The 14,271-nt window shown below is 62.4% G+C and carries 13 protein-coding genes; 8 read left to right on the top strand and 5 right to left on the bottom strand.

Going from position 1 to position 14,271, the window contains the following annotated elements:
- Nucleotides 1-12: 12 nt before the first annotated feature.
- The 4 genes from QF039_RS08120 to QF039_RS08105 form a co-directional block, all read right to left on the bottom strand.
- A complete protein-coding gene (locus tag QF039_RS08120) occupies nucleotides 13-1,173 on the bottom strand; it encodes an acyl-CoA dehydrogenase family protein (RefSeq protein WP_307517322.1) in 1,161 nt (386 codons plus the stop codon).
- Nucleotides 1,174-1,214: 41 nt separating this feature from the next.
- Nucleotides 1,215-2,006, bottom strand: a complete 792-nt coding sequence (locus tag QF039_RS08115; protein ID WP_023658721.1) for an enoyl-CoA hydratase/isomerase family protein — start codon at nucleotides 2,004-2,006, stop codon at nucleotides 1,215-1,217.
- A 154-nt stretch (nucleotides 2,007-2,160) separates the two neighbouring features.
- Nucleotides 2,161-2,799, bottom strand: a complete 639-nt coding sequence (locus tag QF039_RS08110) for a TetR family transcriptional regulator C-terminal domain-containing protein (RefSeq protein ID WP_003208961.1) — start codon at nucleotides 2,797-2,799, stop codon at nucleotides 2,161-2,163.
- Between the two features lie 41 nt (nucleotides 2,800-2,840).
- Nucleotides 2,841-3,599: a class II aldolase/adducin family protein gene (locus tag QF039_RS08105; protein ID WP_177022036.1), complete on the bottom strand. Its 759-nt coding sequence runs from the start codon at nucleotides 3,597-3,599 to the stop codon at nucleotides 2,841-2,843.
- Nucleotides 3,600-3,730: 131 nt separating this feature from the next.
- Here QF039_RS08105 and QF039_RS08100 point away from each other — a divergent pair, with 131 nt between their 5' ends.
- The 7 genes from QF039_RS08100 (at nucleotide 3,731) to QF039_RS08070 (ending at nucleotide 11,820) form a co-directional block, all read left to right on the top strand.
- Nucleotides 3,731-5,686: an FAD-dependent oxidoreductase gene (locus tag QF039_RS08100; protein WP_177040166.1), complete on the top strand. Its 1,956-nt coding sequence runs from the start codon at nucleotides 3,731-3,733 to the stop codon at nucleotides 5,684-5,686.
- A complete protein-coding gene (locus QF039_RS08095) occupies nucleotides 5,674-6,252 on the top strand; it encodes a helix-turn-helix domain-containing protein (protein ID WP_238544244.1) in 579 nt (192 codons plus the stop codon). The genes QF039_RS08100 and QF039_RS08095 overlap by 13 nt, the downstream gene beginning before the upstream one ends.
- A gap of 121 nt (nucleotides 6,253-6,373) precedes the next feature.
- Complete coding sequence (locus tag QF039_RS08090) at nucleotides 6,374-6,580, top strand: hypothetical protein (RefSeq protein ID WP_063028939.1); 207 nt, start codon at nucleotides 6,374-6,376, stop codon at nucleotides 6,578-6,580.
- Nucleotides 6,568-7,374 (top strand): hypothetical protein, encoded by an 807-nt coding sequence (locus QF039_RS08085; RefSeq protein WP_307517312.1) that lies wholly within the window; start codon nucleotides 6,568-6,570, stop codon nucleotides 7,372-7,374. Before QF039_RS08090 ends, QF039_RS08085 begins: the two co-directional genes overlap by 13 nt.
- 161 nt (nucleotides 7,375-7,535) lie before the next feature.
- Nucleotides 7,536-8,924 (top strand): amidase, encoded by a 1,389-nt coding sequence (locus QF039_RS08080; protein ID WP_008436038.1) that lies wholly within the window; start codon nucleotides 7,536-7,538, stop codon nucleotides 8,922-8,924.
- 95 nt (nucleotides 8,925-9,019) lie between these two features.
- The gene (locus QF039_RS08075; protein ID WP_003208972.1) at nucleotides 9,020-10,372 is read left to right on the top strand and encodes a citrate-proton symporter; all 1,353 of its coding nucleotides are present in this window, start codon (nucleotides 9,020-9,022) and stop codon (nucleotides 10,370-10,372) included.
- A gap of 101 nt (nucleotides 10,373-10,473) precedes the next feature.
- Complete coding sequence (locus tag QF039_RS08070) at nucleotides 10,474-11,820, top strand: OprD family outer membrane porin (RefSeq protein WP_307517307.1); 1,347 nt, start codon at nucleotides 10,474-10,476, stop codon at nucleotides 11,818-11,820.
- Between the two features lie 9 nt (nucleotides 11,821-11,829).
- On the opposite strand, the gene QF039_RS08065 is transcribed toward QF039_RS08070, so the two are convergent.
- Nucleotides 11,830-12,732: a LysR family transcriptional regulator gene (locus tag QF039_RS08065; RefSeq protein WP_003208975.1), complete on the bottom strand. Its 903-nt coding sequence runs from the start codon at nucleotides 12,730-12,732 to the stop codon at nucleotides 11,830-11,832.
- A gap of 710 nt (nucleotides 12,733-13,442) precedes the next feature.
- Here QF039_RS08065 and QF039_RS08060 point away from each other — a divergent pair.
- Entirely contained in the window at nucleotides 13,443-14,213 is a 771-nt protein-coding gene (locus QF039_RS08060; protein WP_008430577.1) for a FadR/GntR family transcriptional regulator, read from the top strand.
- Nucleotides 14,214-14,271 lie beyond the last annotated feature (58 nt).

Raw genomic sequence — 14,271 nt, 5'->3', positions numbered from 1 at the left:
TCTCCGACCCGATCAACGCAACAGTGGCCGCAACAGTTCGCGGGCAATAATGTGGCGCTGGATTTCCGAAGTGCCTTCCCAGATCCGCTCGATCCGCGCGTTGCGCCAGATGCGCTCCACCGGGCCTTCGTCCATCAAACCCATACCGCCATAGATCTGCACTGCTTCATCGGCAACCTTGCCCAGTACTTCGCTGGCAAACAACTTGGCCATGCCGGCCTCGCCGTCGGTCATGGTGCCCTGGTCCATTTTCCAGGCGGTGTTCAGGGTCAGCAGTTCGGCCGCACGGATTTGCGTGGCCATGTCGGCGAGCTTGAACGAGATGCCTTGGTAGGTGCCGATGGGCTGGCCGAACTGCTTGCGGTCGGCCGCCCATTGCAGGGAAACGTCCAGCGCACGCTGGGCCTGGCCGACGCAGTTGGCAGCCACCATCACCCGGCCTGCGGTCAGCCAGGCATTGGCGACTTCCCAACCTTTGCCGACTTCGCCGAGGACGTTGGAGGCTGGTACGCGGCAGTCGTCGAAGAACATTTCATAAGTGTGGTAGCCGCGGTTGCTGACGCACTTGGGGCCCCGGCGAATGGTCATGCCCGGCGTGCCACGGTCCACCAGGAACGAGGTCACGGCATTGCGTTGGCGACCGTTGTGTTCGTAGGTGTCGGTAACGGCAAACACGATGGCGAAATCCGCGTGGCCGGCGTGGCTGATAAAGTGCTTGCTGCCATTGAGCACAAAGTCATCACCGCTGCGCACGGCGCGGGTCTTGATCGCATTGGCGTCGGAACCGGCACCCGGTTCGGTCAGGGCAAAGCAGTCGATCTTCTTGCCCTGCACGCACGGCAACAGGTACTCGCCAATCTGCGCGCCGGTGCAGGCCATGAGGATTTTCGACGGCCGGGCGACAAACACATGCAGCGCCCAGGAGACTTTCGACAACTCACGCTCGATCAACGCCTGTGACAGGTAATCCAGGCCGCCACCGCCGACGTCTTCCGGCATGTTGAAGGCATAGAAACCGGCAGCGATGGCCTTGTCACGAATCTGCGCGGCAAGCTCCGGCGAAACTTCATCGGCGCGGTCCACCGCCTCCTCGTGGGGCAACAACTCCTTGGCAACAAAACTGCGTACCGCGTCCACCAACATGTCTTGTTCTTGGCTGGGCTGGAAATTCATGGCGCTACCTGTCGATCGTTCGAGGGTGTTTTGAAGGGGAATCAGTTGCCGGAGAAGTTCGGTGGGCGCTTTTCCATCGAGGCGCGCAGGGCTTCAGCACCGTCGGCGCTGCGTCCACACAGCAGGCCGGCGGCGAGTTCCGCCTGGAGCTGCTCGGGCAGGCTGCGCCCGGCGCCTTCGCGGATGAGGGTTTTGGTCTGGGCAAACGCAAAGGTCGGGCCGTTGGCCAGGCGCGTGGCCAGCTCGGCGACGTGGGTATGCAGTTGCTCGTCGGCAACGACTTCGCCCACCAGCCCGGCGGCCAGGGCGCGGTCGGCGCTCCACAATTCATCGAGGAACAGCAGGCGCTTGGCTTGCTCGCTGCCGATCAGGCGCGGCAGATGCCAGCTGGCGCCGGCGTCCGGCGAGTAGGCCATGCTGGTGTAGCCGGCCTTGAAGCGTGCCGATTGCGCGGCGACGCGCAGGTCGCAGCACAGGGTGAGGTCCATGCCGGCACCGACCGCCGTGCCATTGATGGCGGCGAGGGTAGGTTTGTCGAGGGTGTGCAGGCGGGTCATCAGGGCGTGGGCGGTTTCGGTCCAGCCGTAGGTTTCGAGGGCGCCACGGGCTTCGGCATCGGCCCATTCGGCAAGGTCGGCACCGGCGCAGAAGCTGCGACCACTGCCGGTCAGTACCACCACGCGCACAGCCGGGTCGCGGTTGAAACCGTCCAGCAAGGCATGCAGGTGCTTGAGGGTCGGGATGTCCAGGGCGTTGCGCTGGGGGCCGCGATTGAGGGTGATCCAGGCAACGCCTGCCTGCACCTGAGTGAGCACGGACGGATCTGTAGTCATGGAATCCTCGAATTATTTTAATTGGCTTGAGGGGTGCGACATGGGGCGATACTAAACGAGTGTTCAGTAAGGAGGCAATCGGGTAACTGCAAATATTTTTCGAGGGGAAAATGCCGGCCCGGACATTGCGTCCAGGCGGCGCGGAATCGTCAGTTCAGGGTTTGATCTGGAAGCGCTTGCGCCCGCCCGACTGCAAGCCATCGACCCAGGCTTCGCAGATCTGGATGCCCTGCTCCGGGGTGAAGGTGCCGGGATTGAGCCCCGATTCCAGCCACAAGCCGTCGAGCAAGGCGCTCAAGGCGATGGCCGCCAAATCGGCATCGAACTGCTTCCAGCCCTCCTCCCCGGCCATGTCCACCAAGGCCGAACGCATGATGGTGCGGTACTCGCCATAGGAGTGTTCGTGGGCCTGGTTGATCGCCGGGGCCGTCTTGACCGCCCCCCAGAACACCAGCCAGGCATCCAGCAGTTGCGGGTCGAGCAATTCGGGGGAGAACGAGCCGCGGAAGAACGCCGACAGCCGCTCCCGCGGACTGGGCGGCGCCTTGGCCATCGCATCCCGCAGCAGGTCCATGACCTGCCGGGTGATTGACCGATAGGCCTCGGCCACCAGCTCATCCTTGCCCGAGTAGTGATGACTGATCAGCCCCACCGACACCCCGGCCTCGGCGCTGATCTTGCGGATCGACGCGCCCTGGAAGCCGTCGCGCTTGAGGCAGGCCAACGTCGCCTGCACCAGATTGGCCTTGCGCAACTCCGGTTCCATGCGGGAGAAACGGGATTCCTGGGTCATGAGGCGGTGTCCTTGGGTTGAGTCGGCTGGACGACTCTACCTCACTCCCGGAACCCCGGCGACACCCGATCCAGTAACCGCAGCAATGCCGCCCATGCCAGTTGCATGGCGTCCGGGTCTGCCAGTTCGCCCTCTTCCAGTGGCCGGCCTGGCTCATTGAACTGCCGCTCGGTGTACTCACACACGTGCGCAGGCGGCAGGATCAGCTTGCCGCACGCCTGGGCGGCGATCTGGATATCGCAGGCCTTCTCCAGGTAATACATGCGCAGGAACGCCTGGCTGACCGTCTCCCCTACCGTCAACAAACCATGGTTGCGCAGCATCAACACCGGCTTGTCGCCGAGGTCGCGCACCAGTCGCTGTTGCTCGTCCATGTCCAGCGCCACGCCTTCGTAGTCGTGGTAGGCGACCTTGCCGTAGAACTCCATGGAAATCTGGTTCACCGGCAACAGCCCGCATTCCAGGGCCGCCACCGCACAGCCGGCGCGGGTGTGGGTGTGCAGCACGCACTGCGCATCTTCGCGGGCGCCGTGAATCGCGCTGTGAATCACAAACCCCGCCGGGTTGACGCCATGGGCCGAAGCCTCGACCGCACGTCCGTCCAGGCCGATCTTCACCAGGCTGGAGGCGGTGATCTCCTCGAACATCAGCCCATAGGGGTTGATCAAAAAGTGATGCTCGGGCCCCGGGATACGCACCGAGATATGGGTGAAAATCAAATCGCTCATGCGAAAGTGCGCGATCAGCCGGTAGCAGGCGGCAAGCTCTTCGCGCAGCTGTCGTTCGGTGGCCCCAGGCATTTTTATTCTCCAGGCGGGTGGGTGATGTGGCTGACGCTAATCCAGTCGCCAGTAAAAAAACAAGTTGATTTTTTACTGAGGCTGACCTCCTATAGAAAAATAATAACAACAGCGCCTGGAGTATCCGCACCATGTCGCCCCATGCCTTTCCGCATCTTTTTGAACCGCTGGTACTGCGCGGCAAACGCCTGAAAAATCGCATCATGTCCAGCGGGCACGACACCTCGATGCCCACCGACAACCAGGTCAACGAGCAGTTGATCGCCTACCACCGGGCACGCGCCGAAGGCGGCGTGGGGCTGATTGTGTTGCAGGTGGCCGGGGTGCACGACAGCGCCCGCTACACCTCCCATGTGCTGATGGCCACCGATGACAGCTGCATCGACGGCTATCGCCGACTGGCCGAAACCTGCCACGCCCACGGCACCGTGGTGCTGTCGCAGATTTTCCATCCGGGGCGGGAAATCATGGAGTCGGCCGACGGTTTGCTGGCGGTGGCTTACTCGGCTTCCGGGGTGCCCAACGAACGCTTCCGGGTGATGCCGCGCGCCCTTGACCAGACAATGATCGACGAGATCGTCGCCGGCTACGGCGCTGCGGCAAGGCGCCTGTATCAGGCCGGGATTGACGGTGTGGAAGTGGTCGCCAGCCATGGTTACCTGCCCGCGCAATTTCTCAACCCGCGGGTGAATCGCCGCACCGACGGCTACAACGGCGAGCTGGAACAACGCCTGCGTTTCCTGCGGGAAATCATCGCCACGGTGCGTGCCGAAACCGACGAGCACTTCATCATCGGCCTGCGCATTTCTGCCGATGAACGCGACCCCGAAGGCCTGACCGAAGAGGATTCCCTGGCCGCCGTGCAACAGCTGCAATCACACCTGGATTACGTGCACATCGTCGCCGGCACCTCGGCCTCCCTCGGCGGCGCGATCCATATCGTGCCGCCCATGGCGATTGCCCCGGCGTACCTGGCGGCAGAAGCGGCGACGTTCAAGACGCACCTGTCGATTCCGCTGTTCGTTACCGGGCGCATCAACCAGCCCCAGGAGGCCGAATTGATGCTGCAACGCGGCCAGGCCGATGTGTGCGGCATGACCCGCGCACTGATCTGCGACCCGCGCATGCCGGCCAAGACCTCAAGCGGCCATGCCGAGGATGTACGGGCGTGCATCGCCTGCAATCAGGCGTGCATCGGCCACTTCCACAAAGGCCTGCCGATCTCCTGCATCCAGCATCCCGAGACCGGCCGCGAATTGCAGTTTGGCCAACTGCAACCGGCACTGCGACGCCAGCGGATCATGGTCGCCGGTGGCGGCCCGGCAGGGATGAAAGCGGCAGCGGTGGCGGCGCAGCGCGGACATGAGGTGACCTTGTATGAAGCCAGTGCCCAATTGGGCGGCCAGGTGCTTCTGGCGCAGTTACTGCCCCGACGCAGCGAGTTCGGCGGCGCCAGTACCAACCTGCAGCGCGAGATGGAACTGGCCGGGGTCCGCGTGGTGCGCAACACCCGCGTCGACCGCGCATTGGTGGAACGCGAACAACCTGACAGGGTGATCATCGCCACCGGCGCCGAGCCCTACTGGCCGGCCTTCGAACGCGGCGGCGAGCTACAGGTGGTGGATGCCTGGCAAGTACTGCGCGATGAGGTGCAACTGGGCCGTTCGGTGGTCGTGGTGGACTGGCGTTGCGACTGGATCGGCCCGGGCATTGCCGAGCGCCTCACCCGTGCCGGCCATCAGGTGCAGCTGGCGGTGAACGGTACCCATTGCGGGGAAAACCTGCCGTTGTACGTACGTGACCAACTGGCCGGCGAACTGCATCGGCTGGGCATTCCGATCATCCCTTACGCCCGTTTGTACGGCTGCGACGACACTACCGTCTACCTGCAACACACCGCCAGCGGCGAGCCGATGCTGCTGGAAAATATCGACACCCTGGTGTTGTGCCAGGGCCACCAGCCGGTGGACACTCTGGGCGCAGAACTGGAAGGCCTTGTGGCGTTCACGCGGATCGGCGATTGCCTGGCGCCGCGTACCGCCGAAGAGGCGATTTATGAAGGATTGAAAGTAGCGTGGGACATTTGAACGACCAACCTCCACAGCTGTTTCTCGGCACCCGCATCCGCGGCTTGCGCAAGGCCCGGGGCATGACGCTTACCGAATTGGCGCAGATGAGCGAATTGACGGCCGGTTATATCAGCCAACTGGAACGCAACCTCGCCTACCCGTCGATCCCGGCCCTGTTCAACATTGCCCGCAGCCTGGGGGTGACGATCCAGTGGTTTTTTGCCAGCGAGACCACGCCGGCAGCGGAGGATGAAGGTTTTGTGGTGCGCAGGAACAATCGCCAGAGCATTCACTATGAGGACGGGATCGTCGACCAGTTGCTGACGCCCCTGCCCAATCATCAATTGGAGATGCTGCACTCGCGCTTTCCACCGGGCACCTATAGCCAGCAGAGCTATAGCCATGAGGGTGAAGAGGCGGGTTATGTGTTGAGCGGAACGTTTGAGTTATGGGTGGGCGAGCGGCATTTTCAGCTGGTTGAAGGCGACAGTTTCAGCTTCCCCAGCAGTGAGCCCCATCGCTATGGCAACCCCGGAAAGGTGGATGCGGTGGTGATCTGGGTGATTACGCCGCCGACGTTTTAGACCGTTGGAGTGAATGGAGACGTTTCCTACGGGAACTGGCGACGCTGGCACGCCGGCCATCAATGGCGGGGGTCAAGGCCGCTTGCTATAAAAACGACTACATCTTTTCGAGGTCGTCGCCATGTTTGGATTGTATTCGTTGTTTGCCGGTAAGCCGACTCAGGATGACTTGGATACGGTGGAAGCCATCAAGTCAAAAAGAACCATGAGGATTGAGGGAGAATGGGGTATTTCAGTCTCCGCCGAAGAAGTCATGGAATCCGAGGCCTACAAGGAAGCAATTCGCCAAGTCCGCAAAATGGAGGCCAATGATTCATGGGCCTGCTGATCATTTTCCCGTTACTGGTCAGCGGTTATCTGGCGTGTATCAAGCATCCCTATTACTACTGCCGGCTGCATCGTTTTGAAGGGCAGTTACTCTATCTACAGGTTGCGCGACTGGGGCTGGTTTGCCTGGTCGTCGCTAGCCTGGCAAGTGCCTTGACTCTGGCATTTGCAGGTCGTGAGGTTGCAACAGACTACGGCAGCTATCTTGGCGCCCTGTTGGTAGAGCTCGATATTGCCAACAAAAAGAATGCCGCACTTTGGGTTTTTTGGCTGCAGACCGGTTTGACCACCCTGGTCATTCCTTCTCTCTGGGCGAGACTGTATGTCAACGCGAAGAAAAAACAGCTGAAGTTGAAATCCGATGAACAACTCAACTGCCGGCTCGCCTTGAACATCCTTGAAGGCACGCCTTTCAAATACCTGCTCAAAGAATCCATCCAGAAGTACACGCCTTGCATGTTCAGCTTGAACGATCGAAAGGTGTATGTCGGCATTGTCGTATTCGTGGGCATGCCCACCGAGTCAGAAGGAATGGACCACACCTTCACTCTTCTGCCCCTGCTCAGCGGCTACCGTGACAAGGACACACTGGAAGTCAACCTGGGCACGCGTTATTCAGACAACAGCCACCCTGCCCCCATCATGCTCATCCAGGAAAACGTAGTCTCCGTCACTCGCTTCGACTTCACCACCTGGAACACTTCACACGCTCGAACGAACCACCCACCTCGACAGGAGCCGTTCTTCAATCACCGCTCCATCCGTACGACAAAAGCCTCAAGCGCCTGCGCCTGAGGTTTTGAAATAATCCAGGGGCTGCGCCTCGGGGTTCAGTGCACACAAAAACGCAACACTGAACTGCACCGATTGTGATGGCCGCTTCACACCGGGGTTTATATAGTCGTTCCTACTGCAACCCGCCATGAGCCAGCCGGCCCATCACAAGGAAGCGTTCGATGACTGACCTGCATACCCTTACGGCCGCCGAACTGCTGGCGCAATTTGCCAGCCGGCAACTCGCGCCCATCGACTACTACGACCAACTCCTGGCCCACATCGACCGCTGGGAGCCGCAGATCAACGCGCTCTATGCCTTCGACCCGCAACAGGTGCGTCAGCAGGCCCAGGCCTCCACCGAACGCTGGAACAAGGGCCAACCCAACGGCGCCCTTGATGGCGTACCGGTGACTCTCAAGGAATTGATCGCCACCGAAGGCGTGCCCATTCCCCTCGGCAGCGCGGCTACCCGCCTGACCCCGGCCCTCAGGGACGCACCGCCCGCAGCCCGCATGCGTGAAGCGGGCGCGATAATCCTGGCCAAGACCACCAACCCGGACTTCGGCATGCTGTCTTCCGGCCTGTCGAGCTTCCACGGCATCACCCGCAACCCGTGGAACACCGCCAACAACACCGGCGGTTCCAGCTCCGGTGCCGCCGCAGCGGCCGCCGCCGGTTACGGCCCGCTGCACGTGGGCACCGACATCGGTGGCTCGGTGCGCCTGCCCGCCGCCTGGTGCGGCTTGGTGGGATTCAAGCCGACCCTGGGGCGCATCCCCATCGACCCGTACTACACCGGCCGCGCCGCCGGGCCCATGACCCGCACCGTCGATGATTGCGTGCTGTTGATGCAACACCTGGCCCGCCCCGATGCCCGCGATGCCACCAGCCTTCCGCCGCTCACCACCCAGTGGAGTAACCAGCCGCTGTCGGTCAGGGGCCTGCGCGTCGGCCTGATGCTTGAACCCGGCGCAGGCATGCAGCCTGAGGGCTTCGTGTGTGAAGCCGTGGAGCAAGCCGCACGGCTGTTCGAAGCCCACGGCGCCAAAGTCACGCTGATCCCGCCAATCATGGACCGCGCACAACTCGATGGCCTCGACCATTTCTGGCGCGCCCGCCAGTGGGGCGATTTGTCGGCCCTGAGCAGCGAGCAGTTCGACAAGGTCTTGCCGTACATCCGCGACTGGGCCGCGCCGGGCGCCGAGATCAGCGGCGTACAAGCCGTAAAGGGTTTCAACCAGACCTTTGAAATGCGCCGCCGCGCCGCGCAGGTGTTCACCGAACTCGACCTGGTGCTGTCCCCCACCAACCAGGTCAATGCGTTCCCGGCCGAGTGGCCATCACCGAGCAACAACCCGCAACTGCCGTTCGAACACATCGTGTTCACGGTGCCGTGGAACATGGGCGAGCAACCGGCATTGTCGATCAACTGCGGTTTCGCCGCCGATGGCATGCCCATCGGCCTGCAGATGATTGCCCCGCGTTTTGCCGATCAATGGCTTCTGCAAATCGCTAAAACCTACGAGAGCTGGCGTGGCGCAATCCACCACTGGCCGAATCCTTCCTGACTTTTGACGCTGTAAGAACTGCCCACCCACACGCCAGCTCCGGGCCCTCTTGGCCTGGAGCTCGGACGACCTATAACTAAAATCGAGGGGCTGGTATGCACACTGAGCAATTGACACGATCCGATCCTGATCACGCACCCGAAACACCGTCCCCGGACGCCGGCAAAAAGAGCATCTTCGCCGTGGTCCTGGGCAACGCCGTGGAGTTTTTCGACTTTGGTGTGTACGCAACCTTTGCGGTGATGATCGGCCACACGTTCTTCCCGTCCGACAGCGCCTTCGTCAGCCTGATGCTGTCGGTCACGGCGTTCGGTATCGGCTTTATCGTCCGGCCCCTGGGCGCAGTACTGATCGGCGCCTACGCCGACCGCGTCGGGCGCAAACCGGCGATGCTGTTGACCCTGGTGATGATGGCCGTGGGCACCGGCAGCATCGCGATATTGCCCGGTTACGAGACCATCGGTATCGCGGCGCCGATCCTGCTGGTACTCACCCGCATGATCCAGGGCCTGGCCTGGGGCGGTGAAGCCGGCCCCGCCACCACCTACATCCTCGAAGCGGCGCCACCCCACAAACGCGGGACCTACGCCTGCTGGCAAGTAGTCGCCCAGGGCGTCGCAGCCATGGTGGCCGGGCTGGTAGGGTTCACCCTGACCAAGGTCATGTCCCCGGAAGACCTCAACAGCTGGGGCTGGCGCGTGCCGTTCGTGTTCGGCCTGCTGGTGTTGCCGATCGGCATCTACATCCGCCGCAACCTCGCCGAAACCTTCCACGGCCACGGCGAGCAAACCAGCACCGGCGACCTGGTACGGGAAGTCTGCGGCAAGCACCGGCGCGCACTGGTGCTGGGGTTGCTGATCCTTTCCGGCAGCACCATCACCCAGTACTTCCTCAACTACATGACCACCTTCGCCCTCACCGAACTGAAGCTGCCCACCAGCATTTCGATGCTCTCGACCCTGGTGGCCGGCGCCGCGATGGCCGTGTGCGCGGTGGCTGGCGGCATGCTCTGCGACCGCTTCGGGCGCCGTACGATCCTGATGACACCGCGGGTGGTGTTGCTATTGATTTTATTCCCGGCCCTGCAACTGATGACCGAGCACCCAAGCCCGGCGACCTTCCTGTTGACCCTGGCGGTACTCTCGGGCCTGCACGGCATGAGTGGCGCGGCGCTGATCGTGTTGCTGGTGGAAAGCTTCCCGAAATCCGTGCGCTCCACCGGTTTCTCCATCGTCTACGCCTTCGGTGTGGCGGCGTTTGGCGGCACTGCGCAGATCATCATCACCTGGCTGATCGGCACCACAGGCGACCCGATGTCGCCGGTCTGGTACCTGCTGATCGCCAACCTGGTGTGCCTCACCGCCGCCTGGTTCGCCAAGGAAACCCGTCCGCCGCTGCCCGGCAGCCCGGCCCGCGAAACCCGGCTCGCAGAAGCTTCGGTTCGCTGAATACCTTTTCCCACTGTCCCGCGTCTTTTCGCCACCGACCGGCAGCACCTGAGGGCCTGCCGGGACGGTCGCCTTACGTCTGATTTGTATGGGGATTTACCATGTATCCACGTCTTTTACTGGCCGTCACCCTGGCGTCCAGCACCCAGGCTTTCGCCCAGGAAAACGCCCAGGCCAGCGCACCGGGCTTTCTCGAAGGCAGCACCCTGGACCTGAACCTGCGTCACTACTATTCCAACCAGCACACCAAACGCACCACCCACTTGAGCATCAAGAAAGCCGGCGGCGTCGAGCCCACGCGTGTACGGGAAACCTGGGTGCAGACCAGCATGCTCAAGTACAGCTCCGGCTACACCCAGGGCCTGATTGGCGTGGGCGTGGATGCGGGGATCTTCAGCGCGGTCAACCTGGAGCGCGGGCACGGCAAGGTGGCCAATGGCGGCGACCGGGTGCTGGTGGACGGCGACGGCGATGCGATTCCCACCTGGAGCCGCCTGGGGGTGGGCGACGTGCGTTTGCGCCTGTCGAGCACCGAGATCAAGGCAGGTCGGCTGATGACCGACAATCCGATCCTGCGTTACAAGGACAACCGCGCCCTGCCCTCCAGCTTCCAGGGCGTGGGCTTGTTCAGCAACGAATTCGACTGGCTGTCGGTGCAGGGCGGCAGCTTCGAGCGGGCGATTCCACGCACCGGCACCGGCGCCGAAAAGCTCACCACCACCTTCGGCAACCGCGCCTACAGCGGCGCACGCATCAGCTACCTGGGCGCCACGGTAAAACCGGGTTACGGGCTGGAAGCCAGCGTCTACGCGTCGCGTTTCGAAGACATGTGGGACCAGACCTACGTCGGCCTGACCCACCGCATCGGTGACAAAAGCGACATCGCCTTGAAGACCGCCTTCAACTACTACCACACCAGTGACTCGGGCGACAAAAACCTCGGCTACATCGACAACAACGCCGCCAGCCTGGCCTTCACCGCCACGCACCTGGCCCACAGCCTGACCCTGGCCTGGCAGCAGGTATTCGGCAACGAATACTTCGACTACGTGTGGGAGTCCACCGGCAACTACATGGCCAACTCGCTGTACTCGGACTACAACGGCCCCAACGAAAAGTCCTGGCAGTTGCGCTACGACCTGGACTTCGCCGCCTACGGCGTGCCCGGCCTCACCGCCAGCCTGTGGCACGCCAAGGGTTGGGACATCGACGGCACCCATTACGATGGCGACCGCAACGGCCACAACACCGGCTACAACGTGCGCAGCCTGGATGGCGCCAAGCACAACGAAAACGGCTTGATGCTGGCCTATGTGATTCAGTCCGGAACACTCAAGAACACCGTACTGCGCACCATCGTCTACAACCATCGCGCCAGCGGCGGGCAGATTGACGGCAGCTACGATGAGTTCCGCCTCGTCGCCAATGTGCCGATCAACATCTTCTGAGGCTCAGGCTCAGTTCAGCGAACAACGCTGCATCGCCCCCGCCAGCATTTCCTGGCACTTGAGCACCGCCACCGAGCGGGGGCGGTTGCGGTACACGCAGAGGTCGATGCGGATGCGGCCGAGGTCTTCATCGGCGATCGGCACGGCGACCAGTCCGTCGCCCAGGTCCCGCACGTCTGCCTCGACCTGGGGCAAAATCAGCACCGCTGCCCGTTGCCGGGCCAGGCTCTTCTGCACTTCCAGGGAGCTGGTGGTGAACACCGGTTCGAGGGTGACGCCGCGTTTTTTTGCCGCCACTTCCAGGGCCTGGCGCACGCCGTAGGCCGAGTCGGGAATCGCCAGGGGCTGGCCTTGCAGTTCGCTCAATTCGATGCTGTCGCGCTGGGCGAAGGGGTGTTCGGCGCTGACCAGCACCCGGTGCCATAACTGGCAGTGGGCGGTGACTTCGACGTCGGCGCGCTCTTGCAGGTAGAACGCCAGGCCCAAGTCCGCCTCGCCGCTGCACAGGGCGTCGAGGGTGGCCGAGGCGCTGGCGATCACGATGTTGAAGGTGACCTTGGGGTGGGCGCGGTAGAAGGTGGCGAGCACCGGCGCGAGCACGGTGGAAACGATACTTTCTGACACATGGATGCTGATGTTACCGGCCACCTGGCTTTGGCGGCTGGCGATGACTTCGCGTACCTGGTCGAGGCCGCGCAGGGTTGAGGTGACTTGTTCGGCCAGGCATTCGCCCTCGGCGGTGAGGCGGATGCCGCGGGGGCCGCGCTCAATCAGGGCGGCGCCGAAGAAGTGTTCCAGGTGTTCGATCTGGCGGCTGACGGCGGTGGGGGTGACGTAAAGACGTTCGGCAGCCTTACGCAGGGAGGCGCAGCGGGCGACCTCGTGGAAATATCGCAAGGCGCGTAGTTGCATGGGGGGTGCTCCTTTTTTGGGGGGTTGGATTGGGGGGGACGCAATTACTGCGCCATGCGGGTGTACATATCCGTTTCTTCGGTCACGGCGTCCTGCCGGTTTACCCGCTCTGCACTACCCGCGTTCGCTCAGATCAAGATCAAAAGCAGAGCTGCTTTTCTGTGGGAGCTGGCTTGCCTGCGATGCAGACAACTCGGTGCATCAGGTACACCCAGTTGATGCCATCGCAGGCAAGCCAGCTCCCACATTTGACCGTGCCCGCTATAGCTTTTGATTTGGCTTTTAAACACTCAAGCCGGCCGGTAGGCCGCTGTGCTCTTGCTTTTGATCTTGATCTTAGGCGCCCCGTTAAACCACGCTGGCCGAACGCAGGCTTTGGAGCGTGGGTAACCCGGCAGGACGCCGGGTTAGCCGTCCTGGGCCAAGGATGGCCCATGACGGCGGCCCACGGTCCAAAGCCGGAGTGAGGGCACTCCGAGCCTAAGCGAGGTGCCGAGTGGTGGGGCAAGAGCGTTTTGCTTACTTTTGCGCTTTTCAAAAGTGAGCCGCTGTAAGAGCGGAACCAATATCAGCCATAACCGAAGAAACGGATATGCACACCCCCACCATTTACGACCCATCCAAACCAAAAGCGACCCCCTCCGTTGACGCCCCACCCCAAACCCCTATTAAGTACTATTAATCCGCATTAATAGGATCAATCAAACACCATGCTAAGCCGCCCGTTGCGCCGCAAACGCCAGAAGCTCTCCGACGTGATCGTCGAGTCGGTCAAACGCTCCATCGTCACCGACGCCCTGAAGCCCGGCGACCGCTTGCCCACCGAACGCGAACTGATGGAAAGCTTCCAGTGCTCCAAAGGCTCCGCCCGCGAAGCCCTCAAGGCGCTGGAAGTCGAAGGCCTGGTCAACACCCGCACCGGCCCCAGCGGCGGCGCCTATCTCAACCAGGCCGGCACCGAACCCGCCAGCCGCGCCCTGCGCAACTACCTGCACTTCCAGCACCTGGACGGCCAACAGGTCTACCAGCTGCGCAAAGTCATCGAAGTCGAACTCGCCGTCTCGGTCCTGGGCCGCCTGAGCGAAGACGACTACCGCGCCCTCCAGGACAACGTCGATTTCTGCAGCGCCCCCGAAGACAGCGAAGCCGGCCAACGCGAACAACGCATCGCCGAACTGGAATTCCACAACCTGCTGGCCAAGGCCTGCCCCAACCCGCTGCTGAGCTTCATGGCGCAATTCCTCAACGACCTGCTGCGTGACCTGGTCGTGCTGAAAAAAGCCTACAAACCCAAGCGCAAGCAATTCGACGCCGCCAACCTCGACTACCACAAGCAACTGCTGATCGCCTTCCGGGCCGAGGACGAAGCCACCGTACGCAGCCTGATGCACGAACACATGTGCGACGCCGAACACCACATGACCGCCCTTGAAGGTGAAGTCAGCCCGCACTTTCTACTGGAGTTCGACCACAACCACTAAACCGCACCCTCCACCAATAAAAGGCCTGCCCACAGGCCGTGCTCCACCGTATCGCCAT

The organism is Pseudomonas sp. W2I6, assembly GCF_030815935.1.
Lineage (GTDB): Bacteria > Pseudomonadota > Gammaproteobacteria > Pseudomonadales > Pseudomonadaceae > Aquipseudomonas.
The sequence above is the reverse complement of the archived record's forward strand: the minus strand, read 5'-3'. Positions and strand labels throughout refer to the sequence as shown.

Excerpts from the sequence above, each read along its gene's own strand:
- QF039_RS08075 (WP_003208972.1), top strand. The coding sequence starts at position 9,020 with ATGCACACTGAGCAATTGACACGATCCGATCCTGATCACGCACCCGAA.
- QF039_RS08105 (WP_177022036.1), bottom strand. The coding sequence starts at position 3,599 with ATGCCTGGGGCCACCGAACGACAGCTGCGCGAAGAGCTTGCCGCCTGC.
- QF039_RS08120 (WP_307517322.1), bottom strand. The coding sequence starts at position 1,173 with ATGAATTTCCAGCCCAGCCAAGAACAAGACATGTTGGTGGACGCGGTA.
- QF039_RS08110 (WP_003208961.1), bottom strand. The coding sequence starts at position 2,799 with ATGACCCAGGAATCCCGTTTCTCCCGCATGGAACCGGAGTTGCGCAAG.
- QF039_RS08100 (WP_177040166.1), top strand. The coding sequence starts at position 3,731 with ATGTCGCCCCATGCCTTTCCGCATCTTTTTGAACCGCTGGTACTGCGC.
- QF039_RS08115 (WP_023658721.1), bottom strand. The coding sequence starts at position 2,006 with ATGACTACAGATCCGTCCGTGCTCACTCAGGTGCAGGCAGGCGTTGCC.
- QF039_RS08085 (WP_307517312.1), top strand. The coding sequence starts at position 6,568 with ATGGGCCTGCTGATCATTTTCCCGTTACTGGTCAGCGGTTATCTGGCG.
- QF039_RS08065 (WP_003208975.1), bottom strand. The coding sequence starts at position 12,732 with ATGCAACTACGCGCCTTGCGATATTTCCACGAGGTCGCCCGCTGCGCC.
- QF039_RS08070 (WP_307517307.1), top strand. The coding sequence starts at position 10,474 with ATGTATCCACGTCTTTTACTGGCCGTCACCCTGGCGTCCAGCACCCAG.
- QF039_RS08060 (WP_008430577.1), top strand. The coding sequence starts at position 13,443 with ATGCTAAGCCGCCCGTTGCGCCGCAAACGCCAGAAGCTCTCCGACGTG.
- QF039_RS08090 (WP_063028939.1), top strand. The coding sequence starts at position 6,374 with ATGTTTGGATTGTATTCGTTGTTTGCCGGTAAGCCGACTCAGGATGAC.
- QF039_RS08080 (WP_008436038.1), top strand. The coding sequence starts at position 7,536 with ATGACTGACCTGCATACCCTTACGGCCGCCGAACTGCTGGCGCAATTT.